This window comes from Curtobacterium sp. MCPF17_031 (genome assembly GCF_003234035.1).
GTDB lineage: Bacteria > Actinomycetota > Actinomycetes > Actinomycetales > Microbacteriaceae > Curtobacterium.
In genome coordinates, this window is sequence record NZ_QKSG01000005.1 from 61,101 (window position 1) to 74,623 (window position 13,523).

The 13,523-nt window shown below is 72.7% G+C and carries 13 protein-coding genes; 3 read left to right on the forward strand and 10 right to left on the reverse strand.

The window, feature by feature from the left end; genetic code table 11:
* Nucleotides 1-36 precede the first annotated feature (36 nt).
* Nucleotides 37-471: a DUF6892 domain-containing protein gene (locus tag DEJ31_RS09110; RefSeq protein ID WP_110903040.1), complete on the forward strand. Its 435-nt coding sequence runs from the start codon at nt 37-39 to the stop codon at nt 469-471.
* A gap of 88 nt (nt 472-559) precedes the next feature.
* Here DEJ31_RS09110 and DEJ31_RS09115 read toward each other — a convergent pair whose 3' ends face one another.
* From DEJ31_RS09115 to DEJ31_RS09125, 3 genes are read right to left on the reverse strand one after another with little or no spacing between them, the layout of a single operon-like run.
* The gene (locus DEJ31_RS09115) at nt 560-1,213 is read right to left on the reverse strand and encodes a uracil-DNA glycosylase (RefSeq protein WP_258366239.1); all 654 of its coding nucleotides are present in this window, start codon (nt 1,211-1,213) and stop codon (nt 560-562) included.
* A gap of 11 nt (nt 1,214-1,224) precedes the next feature.
* Nucleotides 1,225-2,424 (reverse strand): glycosyltransferase, encoded by a 1,200-nt coding sequence (locus tag DEJ31_RS09120; protein ID WP_111121720.1) that lies wholly within the window; start codon nt 2,422-2,424, stop codon nt 1,225-1,227.
* A 9-nt stretch (nt 2,425-2,433) separates the two neighbouring features.
* Nucleotides 2,434-3,267 carry a DUF429 domain-containing protein gene (locus tag DEJ31_RS09125; protein WP_181433494.1) on the reverse strand — a complete coding sequence of 278 codons (834 nt, stop codon included), beginning with the start codon at nt 3,265-3,267 and terminating at the stop codon, nt 2,434-2,436.
* A gap of 67 nt (nt 3,268-3,334) precedes the next feature.
* On the opposite strand from DEJ31_RS09125, the gene ligD reads away from it, so the two are divergent.
* Nucleotides 3,335-4,354 carry a non-homologous end-joining DNA ligase gene (gene ligD, locus DEJ31_RS09130; protein WP_111121721.1) on the forward strand — a complete coding sequence of 340 codons (1,020 nt, stop codon included), beginning with the start codon at nt 3,335-3,337 and terminating at the stop codon, nt 4,352-4,354.
* 29 nt (nt 4,355-4,383) lie between these two features.
* Here the strand turns inward: ligD and DEJ31_RS17180 are convergent, their stop codons facing one another.
* The 3 genes from DEJ31_RS17180 to DEJ31_RS09135 all read right to left on the reverse strand — a co-directional run bounded on the left by DEJ31_RS17180 (nt 4,384) and on the right by DEJ31_RS09135 (nt 5,889).
* Nucleotides 4,384-4,533 carry a hypothetical protein gene (locus DEJ31_RS17180; RefSeq protein WP_181433495.1) on the reverse strand — a complete coding sequence of 50 codons (150 nt, stop codon included), beginning with the start codon at nt 4,531-4,533 and terminating at the stop codon, nt 4,384-4,386.
* Nucleotides 4,530-4,691: a hypothetical protein gene (locus DEJ31_RS17185; protein ID WP_166779260.1), complete on the reverse strand. Its 162-nt coding sequence runs from the start codon at nt 4,689-4,691 to the stop codon at nt 4,530-4,532. The genes DEJ31_RS17180 and DEJ31_RS17185 overlap by 4 nt, the downstream gene beginning before the upstream one ends.
* 151 nt (nt 4,692-4,842) lie before the next feature.
* Complete coding sequence (locus DEJ31_RS09135) at nt 4,843-5,889, reverse strand: ATP-dependent DNA ligase (protein ID WP_111121722.1); 1,047 nt, start codon at nt 5,887-5,889, stop codon at nt 4,843-4,845.
* A gap of 93 nt (nt 5,890-5,982) precedes the next feature.
* On the opposite strand from DEJ31_RS09135, the gene DEJ31_RS09140 reads away from it, so the two are divergent.
* A complete protein-coding gene (locus tag DEJ31_RS09140; RefSeq protein WP_181433496.1) occupies nt 5,983-7,002 on the forward strand; it encodes an MBL fold metallo-hydrolase in 1,020 nt (339 codons plus the stop codon).
* A 23-nt stretch (nt 7,003-7,025) separates the two neighbouring features.
* Here the strand turns inward: DEJ31_RS09140 and DEJ31_RS09145 are convergent, their stop codons facing one another.
* The 4 genes from DEJ31_RS09145 to DEJ31_RS09160 all read right to left on the reverse strand — a co-directional run bounded on the left by DEJ31_RS09145 (nt 7,026) and on the right by DEJ31_RS09160 (nt 13,414).
* Entirely contained in the window at nt 7,026-7,670 is a 645-nt protein-coding gene (locus DEJ31_RS09145; RefSeq protein ID WP_111121723.1) for an FMN-dependent NADH-azoreductase, read from the reverse strand.
* A gap of 123 nt (nt 7,671-7,793) precedes the next feature.
* Nucleotides 7,794-9,470, reverse strand: a complete 1,677-nt coding sequence (locus DEJ31_RS09150; RefSeq protein WP_111121724.1) for a putative Ig domain-containing protein — start codon at nt 9,468-9,470, stop codon at nt 7,794-7,796.
* Between the two features lie 266 nt (nt 9,471-9,736).
* On the reverse strand, nt 9,737-11,536 hold the full coding sequence (locus tag DEJ31_RS09155; RefSeq protein ID WP_111121725.1) for a putative Ig domain-containing protein: 1,800 nt from the start codon (nt 11,534-11,536) through the stop codon (nt 9,737-9,739).
* 276 nt (nt 11,537-11,812) lie between these two features.
* Nucleotides 11,813-13,414, reverse strand: coding sequence for a hypothetical protein (locus DEJ31_RS09160; protein WP_181433497.1), 1,602 nt, complete (start codon nt 13,412-13,414; stop codon nt 11,813-11,815).
* Between the last annotated feature and the right edge of the window lie 109 nt (nt 13,415-13,523).

Here is a 13,523-nt window from a genome sequence, read left to right on the forward strand (position 1 = left end):
GGACAGGGCCAGCGGCCGGTCGATACGCTGCCCTGCATGGACGAGGCGTCGACGACCACCGAAGAACCGATCGAGTTCGCGGACTTCAACGCGAAGCTGCTCGTCCTCGACGTGCTCTGCTACGACCTGGACGTCATCGAGCCCTACGACGGGGACGACGACGACGAGGACGCGGTGGTGGACGACGAGGACGTGGACGGCCAGGACGACCGGGCCCGTGAGTACTACGACGACCTCGACCTGCTGCCGTCGCAGCTCGACCTGGTCACCGAACTGACGGTGGACTCGGACCTCGAGATCCTGCAGGACCTGCACCCGGGCTGGGACGGCTCCGACGACCGCTACGACCCGCAGAACTGGGACGACCTCGTCGACCTGCCGTCGCTCAAGGTCGTCTATGCGGCGGCTCCGCTGCCGGCGCACGTGTCGGACGCGCTCGCCGCGAAGGGCGTGGAGGTCCGGTCGGCCTGACCGGCACGGCAACCGGCACCGACCGGCACGGCAACCGGCACTGAGCGGCACGGCAACCGCCACTGACCGGCACGGGCAACCGTCTGCGTCAGCGCAGTGCCGCCAACTGCTGTGTGAACTGCGTCGCACCGCCCTGTGCCGGGTGCCGGACCGCGATCGCGTCGATGCCGGCGCTCGCGAGTGCTCCCTGTGCCTTCCGTCCGACCGCGACGAACCGCCGGGCGCCCACGGCCTCGGCCAGCGCGAGCGCGACCGGGGCACCGTCGCGGACCTCGGCCGGACGCGGCGTCCGGTTCGTCAGCCGGTCCGGGGCGACGAACGGGTGGTGCGGGAACACCGCCCAGAGCACCGGCAGGGGGCCGTGCCAGCCGCGCAGCGCAGCGTGCACGACCCGGGAGGACGCCTCCCACGGGGCCGTCGGCTCGGGCGGCAGCGCGAAGGGCACATCGGCGAACAGCCCGTCGGGGTCTTGCAGCTCCCGCATGCTCGTGAACGGGATGCCGGTGTTCGTCATGCCGCGCCAGCCGGGTGCCTCGGCGACCAGGATCGTTTCGGCCGCGGGTCCGAAGCGCTGCAGGTAGCGGTCGAGGTTCGCCCGCCGCAGCGCACCGGCCGCGCGCGAGCCCGGATCGGAACCGCCCGCGACGAACAGCGCCTCGGCATCGGCAGCGGTCGGCACACCGTCGAGGGCGTCCCAGAACGCGGTGAGGTCGAGCGCGGGGTCGAGCACCGGGTCCGACACGAGCAGTTCCGTCAGCGCCCGAGGACCCGCAGGTAGACCTGCTCGAGTCCGGCCGCCGACCGCTCCCAGCTGAGACGTTCGGCGTGCTCCCGCCCGGCGGAGGCCAGGGCAGCGGCGTACTCCGGCTCGGTCAGGATGCGCTGGATCTCCGACGCCCAGACCGCGGGGTCGCGGGACTCGAGGACCACCCCGGTCTCGCCGTCGACCACGGCTTCGCGGAGGCCTCCGGCGGCGGCGGCCACGACGGGCACCCCGGATGCGGAGCCCTCGAGCGCCACCAGGCCGTACGTCTCGGAGTGCGACGGCACGAGCACGGCCGCTGCTCCGCGGAACAGGAACGCCAGGTCGGCACGGGACTGGGGTCCGATGAAGGTGACGCGGTCGGCGATGCCCCGCGACTCGGCGAGCCGACGCAGTTCGGTCACGTGGTCGCCCGCTTCGCTCGAGGCGTCCCCGGCGATGACGAGGGTGGGGCGGGCCTCCTGGTCGATCCCGGCGATGGCCTCGATCGCCAGGTCGAGGCCCTTGAGCGGCTGCACGCGGGCCGCGGCGACCACGTAGGGGGCGGTCGCCCGGCGTGCGCCGACGCTGGCCGGTCGGAACACCGACCCGTCGACCCCCGGCGGCACGATCCAGACGCGCGCGGGGTCGCCGCCGAGTCGGGCGCGGACCGTGTGGGCCTCGGCTTCGCTGACGACGACCACGGCGTCGGACTCGCGCGCGAGGCGTTCTTCGCCGGCCATCCGACCAGCGGACTCCGGGCGCTCACCCTCGGAGAGCGGTGTCGCGCTGTCAGCGGCGATCGAGTGGAACGACTGGACGTGCGGCACGCCGCGGTCACGGGCGACGGGCAGGGCCGCGGCGCCGGAGAACCAGTGGTGCGAGTGCAGGACGTCGAACGGCCCGAGTGCGGCCAGCCCCCGGCGGAACGGTTCGATGAAGGCGTCGTGCTCGCCCTTGGGGACCGGCTCGGCGGGACCGGCCGACAGGAACCGCAGGCACACGCCGGGCACGAGGGCGACGGAGTCCGGCTGCGTCGGCGCCGAGCGGCGGGTGATGATGTCGACCTGGTGACCGCGGTCTGCCAGGGCCTCGGCCTGGTGGCGGACCACGACGTTCATGCCGCCGACCTCACCGGATCCGGGTTCGTCGCCGGGGGAGGTGTGCAACGAGACCAGCCCGATGCGCAACGGTTCGGTCGTGGTGCTCACCGGTCCAGCCTAGCGAGCGGGACGCTGCGTCCGGCGCGCGGGGGCGACGAGGGCCGGCAACCGGCCCTGCGCGTCGAGCGGGTCGGACGGGAGGCCCGGATCGCCACCCAGCACCTGCACCCGTTCGTCACCGTGTCGCTCCCAGAACGACGCCGTCCAGGCGCAAAGGACGCCGTCGAGCAGGTCCTCACGGTGCTTGTGCGTCGGGCCGTGCAGCACGGACGGGTCGCGGAGGTCGCGGGTGAGCTGGTGCGCGTCGAGGTCGAGCGGCGGGTCGAACACCGTGGTGCGCATGCGCCGGACGAGTTCGTCGAACGCCTCCGCCCGGCGCTGCCGTGCGACGGCCGGGGGGACGGACGTGTCGAGCCGCTTGTAGCGGGGCCGTTCGTCGTCGTAGCCGAACTCCTCCACCCCGACCAGCGTCGTGTACGGGTAGCACTCGAACACCGCCGGGACGGTCCGGGCGCGCATGGCGGCGGTGTCGCTGACGTAGGTCACGCCCAGGGCAGTCAGCCGGTCGAGCAGCCGCGCCCCGGCGCTCGCGGCCGAGGCCAGGTTGGTCGGGTTCGCGGCCACCTTCCACCGGCCGTACCGCTGCCCGACCTGGCGTTCGGCCTCGCGGACACCCGTCGGGTTGGTGACGACGAGCGACGCGTCGACTGCGATCAGGGTCCGGGGGCCGAGCCGTTCGGCGATCCAGGCGGTGACCTCGTCGACACCGCGGGCCCAACCGGCGTCCGTCACCCGGCCGTCCCCGTCGAGCGCGGCCAGACCGGTCTCGTTCGGAGCACGTCGTTCGGTGCCGAGGCCCCAGGCCAGGTCCACCCCGAGGTACGCCGTCACCGCTCCATCCTGCCGGGTCCGGTCCCGGTCCGTCCCGTGCTCCCGTCGTCGGAGTAGGTTCCGCTGCATGGCGACACCGGCGACGACGCTCACCGTGCCCGGACCCGACGGCGAGCGGGAGGTCCGGATCTCCAGTCCGTCCCGCGTGCTGTGGCCGGACCTCGGCATCACCAAGCTCGATCTGGCCCGGTACCTGGTGGCCGTGGGGGACGGCTTCGTCCGTGCCAACGGCGACCGACCGATCTCGCTGCAGCGGTTCCCGGACGGCGTCGACGGCGAGCAGTTCTTCTCGAAGAACCCGCCGAAGGGTGCTCCCGAGTACGTGCGGGCGGTGACGGTCACCTACCCGAGTGCCCGGAGCCACCCGCAGCTGGTGATCGACGAACCGGCCGTCGCGGTGTGGGCAGCGCAGATGAACACCGTCGTGTTCCACCCCTGGGCCTCCCGAGCGGAGGACAGCGACCACCCGGACCAGCTCCGCATCGACCTGGACCCGCAGCCGGGCACGGACTTCCACGACGCCGTCCCCGCCGCGCACGAGTTGCGGAAGGTCCTGGCCGAGGTCGGACTGGAGGCGTGGGTGAAGACCAGCGGCAACCGTGGACTGCACGTCTTCGCCCCGATCGAGCCGGCGTACGAATTCCTGGACGTCCGACACGCGGTGATCGCCGCCGCCCGTGAACTCGAACGGCGGATGCCCGAGCAGGTCACGACCGCCTGGTGGAAGGAGGAGCGCGGCTCGCGGATCTTCGTCGACTTCAACCAGGCGAACCGTGACCGGACGATGGCCGGCGCCTACAGCCCGCGCGCGCTGCCGAGCGCGGCGGTGTCGACGCCGCTGGCCTGGGACGAACTCGATGACGCCGACCCGACGGCGTTCACGATCCTGACCGTGCCTACGAGACTCGACACGACCGGGGACCCGTGGGAGTCGATGTCAGCCGAGCCCCGGAGCATCGACCCACTGCTCGAGTGGTGGCGGCGCGACCTGGAGGACGGTCTCGGCGAACTGCCGTTCCCGCCCGACTTCCCGAAGATGCCGGGCGAGCCGCCGCGCGTGCAGCCGTCACGGGCCAAGAAGGCCTGAGCGCGCCCGCTCGTCCGGGAGGACCCTGCTCAGATGAGCGAGGCGGAGTCCTCGCGGCGCAGGTCGTCGTCATCGACGCGGGAGGTCTGCAGCGGCAACCCGACCGTCGCCGTGTGCAGCCGGGTCAGGCGGGACCAGGTCCGGCGGTTGCCCTGCGTGATGCCGTCGAGGACGATCATGCGCCCAGGCCGATCGTGACGAAGGCGAGCGCGGCGGCGGTGACGCCCGCGATCCCGCTGATGATCGCGCTGGTCTGCAGGGCACGCTGGTGACGTGCTTCGCGGACCTCGCTGAGAGGGTTGCGCTGTGCTCGGCGAACGAGGATCTCGTTGCTCATGTCCACTCCGATCCATGATCTCGAGGGGGTGGAGAACCACCGTTTCCCTGATGTCTCGAATGCTTCCACACAATCACTAGTTCGGCTAACTACTGATGACGAGCGAGCGCCAAATGGACAACTCCACCCCCGTTCATGGGGGCGGGCAGTGTCAGCTCAGGACGTCGTCGAGGTCGTACGCCGCCGGCACCTCGAGCTGGTCGAACCCGCACGAGCGTGCCTGCCGATCTGGCCGCCACCGGGCGAACTGCGCCGTGTGCCGGAAGCGGTCACCCTCCATCTGGTCGTACCGGACCTCGAGCACCCGTTCCGGCGCGAGCCGGACGAACGACGTGTCGCGACCCGACGAGAACCGCGACCGTTCGCCGTCACCGGTGACGGGCCTCCCGTCCGCGTCCCGCTCGACGAGCGGTTCGAGTTCGTCCACCAGCTCACGCCGACGCTTGTCGGAGAACGCCGAGACGCCGCCGACCATCCGCAGTTCACCGTCCTCGTCGTACAGCCCGAGCAGCAGCGAGCCGACGCCCGTCCCGCTCTTGTGCACCCGGTAGCCGACCGCGACGACGTCGGCCTCGCGGTGGTGCTTGACCTTGAGCATGGTGCGCTTGTTCGGCTCGTACGGACGCTGCCGCGGCTTCGCCACGACCCCGTCCAGGCCGGCGCCCTCGAACGACGTGAGCCACCGACGGGCCGTCTCGACGTCGAGCGTGGTCCGGGTCACGAAGAGGGGATCGGTCAGGTCGGCGCCGAGGGACTCGAGGGCCGCCCGCCGGTCGTCGAACGGCCGGGAGGTCAGGTCCTCCCCGTCCGCGTGCAGCAGGTCGAACGCCACGAACTGCGCCGGCGTCTCGACCGAGAGCTTCGCGATGCGTGAAGCCGCCGGGTGGATCCGTTGGGACAGCGCTTCCCAGTCGAGCTTCTCGTGCCCGGGCTCCCCGGAACGCACGATCACCTCGCCGTCCAGGACGACGGGGCCCGGGCGGCCGCCGAACTGCGCGCGGAACGCCTCGACCAGTTCGGGGAAGTAGCGGGTGAGCGGCTTCGCCCCGCGGCTGCCGATCTCGACGTCGTCGCCGTCGATCGTCACGATGCCGCGGAAGCCGTCCCACTTCGGCTCGTACCGCAGTCCGCCGGTGACGCTGTCCGGATCCGGGACGGCGGCGACGGCCTTGGCGAGCATGGGCGCGATGGTCTCCATGCCGCCTGTCTACGCGCTCATCGCCGACGACGGCCTGGAGGCACGGTGCGCGGCCGCCCCGCCCGCTCGGCCCGTGCTCACTACGCTGGTCGCGTGTCGAACCCGTCGCCCGTCAGCCCCGTGCAGGCCGCGGCGCTCGCCGCAGGTGAGCTGCCACCCGTCGAGGAGGTCCGCCCCGGCATCTGGACGCTCGCGGTCCCGTTCCGCGGTGGTGTGCCCGACGCCACGCTGGTCTACGTCGTCGCCGGGGACGACGGGGCGCTCGCGGTGATCGACCCGGGCTGGAGCGACGGCGGCGAACTCGACGTCCTGACCGAGGGCCTCCGGACGATCGGACGCGGGGTGGAGGACGTCACCCTGGTCGCGGTCACGCACCTGCACGCCGACCACCTCGGCGCGGCCGCTGCGCTCCGTCGCCGTTCAGGAGCCCCGATCGCGATGCACCCGGCCGAGGTCCGTGCCCTCCAGCACGCCCGTGCCGATGCCGAGCAGAACGAGCGGGACGCCCGGACCTGGGGAGTCCCCGACGACCGGTTGGACGGTGTCCTGGCGGTGTGGGGCTCCGGTCGGCAGCTCGGGCAGGGGACCGTCGAGGCGCCGTTCGCCGACCTGCTGCTCGATGACGGCGACCGACTGCCGATCCCGGGCCGGGACCTCCGTGTGCTGTGGACCCCGGGCCACACCGGTGGCCACGTCTGCTTCGTCGACGAGCGGGACGGCCTGCTGTTCACGGGCGACCACGTCCTGCCCCGGATCAACTCCGGCATCGGCCTGGGTGGGCGGACCGACTCGAACCCGCTGCGGGACTCGCTCGACTCCTTGGCCGCCCTCGAGCCGTACGCCGGGCTCGAGGTCTGCCCGGGCCACGAGTACCGGTTCCACGACGTGGTCGCCCGGGCTCGGGTGCTGGCCGCGCACCGCGACGAGCGGACCCGCCACGTCGCCGACGCGCTGGACACCCTGGACCGCCCGACGGTGTTCGAGGTGGCGTCACGCGTGCCGTTCAGCGGCGGCATCGAGTCCATGTCCGGCTACCTGCTCGCGAGCGCCCTGAGCCAGACGGTGTTCCACGCCGACCTGCTCGGACGCGCCGGAGAACTCCGCCGAGCCTGAGCACACGTCAGCTGCTCGGGAAGTCAGCCGAGCGTCGTCGCCAGGCGTTCCATGACCACCCGTGCATCCGCGAACTCGGCAGCGGCGTGGTCGGCCAACGGTGCGAGTCCGGGCAGCCGGTCGGCGAGGGTCGCACTGACCACGACGGGGTGCACCTTCATGCCGAGCGCCGTGCCGAGGATGATGTCGAGCACCGGCGACGCGTGGTCCCAGTGCTCCGTCGGCGTCCCCGCGTCGTACGTGCCACCGCGGCTGACGACGGTCACGACGGGACGCCCGGCGAGGGGCTGCGGCGTGCCGTCGGGTCCGGGGACGAGCACGCCCGGGATGTGCACGCGGTCGAGCCAGGCCTTGAGGCTGGACGGCACCGTGTAGTTGTACAGCGGTGAACCGATCACGACGACGTCGGCGGCCAGCAGCTCGTCGATGACGTCCTGGCGCAGCTGCTCGGCTGCGTCGGACACGGACTCGTCTGCGGTCCGGTCCGCCGCCGCCCAGTGCAGCGCCGACGTCTCGAGGTGCGGCAGCGGATCCACGTGCAGGTCACGGCGGACGACCGTGTACTCCGGGCCGCGGGCTCGCCATGCATCCGCGAAGGCAGCGGTCAGGGCGCGGGAGCGGGAGTGGGACAGGTCGGCGGACGAATCGATGTGCAGCAGGCTCGGCATGGCCCCAACGCTAGCCGCGCCGCCCGGTCCGGGGCGGGAGCGTCACCGACCTGTGTATGACGGAACGGCCCCGTCGATCCGTGGATGGATCGACGGGGCCGCGGGAGGAGCCTCCCGTCCGGATCAGCGCTGCGCGCGTCGGCGGACGGTGCGCAGGCCCACCAGTGCCGCACCGGCGGCGAGCATGGCGAGCGCCCAGGGCAGGGAGTCGGTCGCGTCGGAGCCGGTGTAGGCCAGGCGGCCATGCGCGTGCGCGTGCGCGGCGGTGCGGGCCGGGACGGTGCCGATCGGCGCGGCTGCCACCGGGGGCGTGACCACCGGGGGAGTCGAGACCGGGGCGGTCGCGGTGGGGACGACCTCGACGGCGAAGCTCGTCGCGAAGTCGCCGGCGGCCGCCGTCAGGTTGTGGACCGAGGCGTGCGGGAAGGTCACGTTCAGGAAGTTGCCGTAGTCACCGAGGTCGGGGTCCTCGCGGACGACGTCGGAGGCGATGTCCGAGGTGACGGCGAGCTCCGGCGAGTTGCCGTCCTCGTCGGTCACCGTGTTGCCGAACCGGTCGACCAGGTCGCCGTTGACGAGGAGCGTGCCGCCCTGCTTGACGGTCGGACGGCCGCCGTCGATGTCGGTCGTCTCGCTCTCCCAGCTGTCGGACGAGAAGTGGTACCTCTCGATCTCGGTCGTGACGTGGCCACGTGCATCGATGATCCAGCTCGTCAGCGTGCCGTCCGTGGGCCCGTCGTCGTCGACGCCGCTCTTCACGTACTGGAGGAACGAAGCGCGGTCGGCCGAGAAGACCTGCACGCCGGCCGCAGCCGCTGCGTCGACGTTCAGCTCGACGTACTGCGTGACGGTCGTACCGCCGCTGGTCGCGGTGACGGCGAACTCGCTGTACATCGCCTCTTCGGTCGTACCGGACAGGACGCCGGTCGCTGCGTCGAACGTGATGCCGTCGGGCAGCTGGTCGTCCGGCGTGCCCTCGGGGTCCTCGCCGTCGTCCTCGGCCTCGTCCGGGTAGGCCCAGGCGAGCGCGAAGGTCGGTGTCGGCGATCCCGTGGCACGGAACGTGTACGAGAACGCGTCGCCGGCGGTGGTGTCGAGCGCGAAACGCTCCCCGTCCGGGTCCAGACCGGCGGTGACCGGCTTGCCGGCGGCGTCGACGAACACCGGGTCCTGGGTGACGGCGGCCGACTTCGCGGAGGCGACCTCGACGGAGTCGTCGCGAAGCGTGTTCGTGACCGTGACGGTCACGACCTTCGTGACGTCGCCCGGCTGGACGACGTAGCTGCCGTCGTCGATGTCGGTGGCGACGCCGCCGACCGACCAGAGGTAGGAGAACGAGGTGGGCTTGGTGAAGCCGGAGGTCGTCGCGACGAGCGTCGAGCCGACCTTGGCGGTGCCGGAGAGCTTGACCGTGGCGGTCGAGACGGCCGTGGTTGCGACCGGAGCCGCAGCGGTGGGCGCGGCAGCCGTCGGCGTGGTGCCGGTGGGCGCACCACCGGCGGTCGGGGCCGGCGTCGCCGTGGGTGCGGGGCGCGTCGGGTCCGTGACCGTCGGAGCGGTCGGAGCGGTGCCGGTGGGCGTGCCGGCGGCGGTCCCCGCGTCGGCCGGGAGGCCCGGAGCCGTCGGCGTGGTCGTGTCGCCACCCGGGACTGCCGGCCCGGTCGCGGTGGTGCCGGCCGGTGCGTCAGCGGCGTAGGCGGTGGTCGCGGTCATGACGCCGAAACCGGTCGTCAGGCCGATCAGAGCAGTTGCGGTGCCGACGGCGCAAGCGCGTCGGACGAAGGCGGTGCTGCGGTGCACGGGTTCCCCCAGGGTCCATGTCCGGTCAGATGCCGGAACGTATGAATCAGCCGAGAATCCCCGACGTGGTCGGATCGTATTGGTAAAGGGTGAACCGATCGGTTCCGGATGCCCGAATGTGACCCGAGTTGGGGGGAGTGTGCGGTTTCCCGCAAGACGCTCGGCGCACACGGAGCTCGGCGCACACCGAGCTCGGCGCATACGGCACTCGGCGCACGCGGACGAGGGGCGCGTCCAGATCGGACACGCCCCTCGTCGTTCGTGGCTCAGGCCCGACGACGCCGTGCGCGCAGGGTGAGCAGCGCCACACCCGACGCGAGCAGGCCGAGGCCCCAGGCGATCGGGCCCGTCGTGTCGGCGCCGGTGAAGGCGAGGCTGCCGGTGGTGCCGGTGCCCGCTGCGCCGGCGGACGGGACGACCGTGACGGGGAACGCGGTCGAGACGCCCTGGGTCGTCACGGTCAACGTGTGCGTCGACGCGTGCGGGAACGTGATCTCTGCGTTCCACCCGGTCCGCTCGACCACGTCGGACGCGACGTCGCTCGTCACACCGATGGGCGTGCGCCCGTCCCAGTCGCCGTCCAGGGGAACGGTGATGTTGCCGAAGGCGTCGACGGGCGCCGCCGCGATCCGCAGCGTCGAGCCCTGTGCCGCGGTGGGGCGACCGCCGGCCTGCTGCGCGATGTCGTGCTGCGGTCCGTTCGGGAACCAGGAGGTCTCCACCGAGCCGTCGGGCTGGATCGTCCAGGTGCGCTGCTCCCGCAGGTCCCCGGGGCGGGTCACCGTCACGAGGGCACCGACCGCCGGAGCGGGGGCCGTGCGGAGGTCGACGTACTGCGTGGCGGTCTGTCCGCCGGAGGTCGCGACGACGGCGAACGTGTAGTGGGCCGCCTGGGTGTCCGTGCCGCTGAGCACCCCGGTGGTCGGGTCCAGCGTGATGCCCGCCGGGAACGAGGCGCCGATGTCCGAGGCCGGGAACGGCTGCCCGTCCGGCCGCACGATCGAGTAGCGCACCGGCTCGTCCACGGGCCCTCCGGAAGCCTGGAACGTGTGCGAGAACGCCGTGCCGGCCTGCGCGAGGAGCTGGACGGCGTGGTCCTCGGTCGTGCCGCCGGTGAAGGACAGCCCGCCGTCGTCCTCCGCCGGGGCGACGGACAGCAGGATCCGCTCCGACAGCCCACCGCCCGGGTGGTACGGCGTCGTGACGTGGACCCAGATCTGGTCGCGGAGCGGCGTCGAGGATTCGAGGGTCCCGGAGAGCACCCCGTCCTCCGAGAGGGTCACGCCCGCGGGCAGCACGCTCGGGTCCGCGGTGCCGCTGATCGAGCCGTTCACGAAGAAGGAGAGGTCAGGGTTGTCAGCGGGAGCGAGGTCGACGGAGAAGGGCTCACCGCTGGTCACCGGGACGACGCGCTGGCCGTAGATGAACTGCCGGTCGGAGTCCTCGACGACGACCGTGCTGCTCGGTGCACTGGTGACCGACGTCGGCGTCATGCCGGGAGCCGTGCCGGTGACGGTGACCGTGAAGATGCCGTCGGCCTGCTCCGGGTCCACGACGTAGGTCCGCTGGGTGCCCTGGTCGCGGTTCGCGAGGACCGGGTGGTGGAAGTCCCACCGGTACGTGAAGGTCGTGCCCGCCGGCCAGCCGGCCGTGTCCGCGGAGATGGTCTGCCAGGCGCGGGTCGTGCCGACGATCGCGACCGTGCCGGCGGGGGTCGCCGTCGGGGCGTCCGCGCTCGGCGTGGGCGTTGCCGCAGCGGGGGCGGCGGTGGCCGGGACGGCAGCCTCCGGGAGCGTCGGCGCTGCGGGCGTGGCCGTCGGGGCCGGCGGGGTGGTTGCGGCCGGGGTGCCCGCAGCAGCGCTTGCCGTGTCCGCAGCCGAGTCGGCGGTCGGGCCGTCGGCCGGTGCGTCGACGCTGGTGGACGTCCCGACGGCAGCGTTCGGTGCGAGCTCGTCGGCCGAGGCGCTGACCGCCCCGATGCCGAACGCTGAGGACGCCGCGACGATGGCGACGGCGGAGCCGATGGCCGCGATCCGGTGGATCGGCGGCAGGCAGGTCTTGTGCATTGGGTTCCCCCCTGGGATGACGTGTGGCCGGGCTGCCCGATGGCGTGCCCGTAGCCAGATCGTAGGGTCCGCAGAGGCCGCGGAACCGGTCGACACGGTCACGAAACCGTCACGGAAAACGTGCCGAGAAACCCGTCATGATCGGGGATTTCCCGACATGGTTCCCTCAGGATCGCGCCGCTCGGTCGGATGGGGCTGGCTCCGGTGTTCCGACGGGTGCCCCGGGGCGCACTGGAGGGGCGTGCCCGGCTCGGACACGCCCCTCCAGCTGCTCGTTCAGGCTCGACGTCGACGCACCCGTGCCACGAGGAGCGCCGCTCCGGCCGCCAGCAGACCGAGGGCCCAGGCGATCGGCCCGGTCTCGTCGGCACCCGTGAAGGCGAGGTGGCCGGACGGCGCCGAGCCACTGCTGGGGCTGCCCGTTCCGGACGCGGTGCCACCGGCGGCCGCGGGGGTCATCGGGGTGGCAGTCGTTGCCGTCGCCGCCACGCGGACCGTGAAGCTGATCGTCCGGCCGTCGGGGGCGGTCCCCGTGAGCGTCCGGACGCCGGGCGAGGAGAACGTGACCGCCGTGCCCGGGTCGTACTTGCCGAGCGTGTCACCGGCGACCGAGGAAGCCCAGTCGTCGTCGATGACCGGGATCGGCTGGCGGTTGCCGTAGCGGTCGACCAGGCCGGTGTTCACGGTGATGGTCGAGCCCACCGTCGACGTGATGGGCGTGGACGTCGGCGCCTGGTCGTCCGAGAGCGCGTCGAGGTACTCCGTCGTCCCGTCGGCCGACACCGTCCAGGAGCGGGAGTGCGGCGGGTCGTAGTCCGTCACGAAGGCTCGTAGTTGCGTGTCCGCCGCCAGGCCCACCGTCAGCTGCACGTGCTGCCCGGGCGCTCCCGCGGGTTCCTCAGAGGTCCGGGCCAGGACCCAGAAGTCGATGACCTGGGCCGTCGTGGTGGACCCGGAGAGCACGCCGTCGCTGGACAGTGTCAGTGCCGCGGGGAGGGCTGCGGCGTCGATCGGACCGTCGGCCGACGAGCTCACGCCGTACCGGAGGCTTCCCTGGCCGCCGGTCAGTGCCTGGATCGGCACCGAGATCGTCTCGCCGGCATGAGCCGTGAGCTCGCGGACACCTGCGCCGGTGAACGTCGTCTCGTCGTTGGGGTCCGCGTGGACCGGGGCGCTGGTGACGGTCGTCGGGTCCTCGCCCGGTGCGGTGCCGGTGACCGCGACGGTCAGGTCGCTCGTCGCGTCCGGGTGGCCGAGCACGTAGGTGTCGCTCGTGGCGCCGGCGATGACGCGCGTCCCGACGACCGGCCCCGACAGGGTCCACTGGTAGGTGAAGGTCGTGCCGGCAGGCCAGCCGTCGGTCACGGCGCGGAGCGTGTGCCAGGTCGTGGCCGTCCCGGTGATCGCGACGGTGCCGGCCGCGGTCGCGGACGGGGCGGCGGCTGCGGTCGGCGTCACGGCCACCGGCGTGACGGCCACCGGCGTGACGGTCGTGGTCGTCGCTGGTGCGCGAGGGACGGTCGGTGCAGCCGGTGCAGCCGGTGCAGCCGGTGTCGTTGTCGGTGCGGGCGTGGCTGCCGGAGCGGGTACACCGTGATCGCGGCTGGTCTCTCCCGGCCCAGCGTCGGCACCCGGGGCCGAGCCGACCGCCGGATCGGTCGGACCGGTCGCTGGCGCGCCGACCCCGGTGGTCGCGCCGACCCCGGCGGACGCGTCGGCGCCCGTGGACGTCGCGACACTCGTGTCCGGCACCGACTCGTCAGCGGAGGCGCTGCTGACGCTGACGCCGATGCCGAACGCTGAGGACGCCGCGACGATGGCGACGGCGGAGCCGATGGCCGCGATCCGGTGGATCGGCGGCAGGCAGGTCTTGTGCATTGGGTTCCCCCCTGGGATGACGTGCGAGCGGGCCGCCCAGTGGCTGGCCCGTGGCCAGAGCGTACGGCGCAGAAGTGTCGCGGAACCGTCCGGGATGGTCACGAAACCG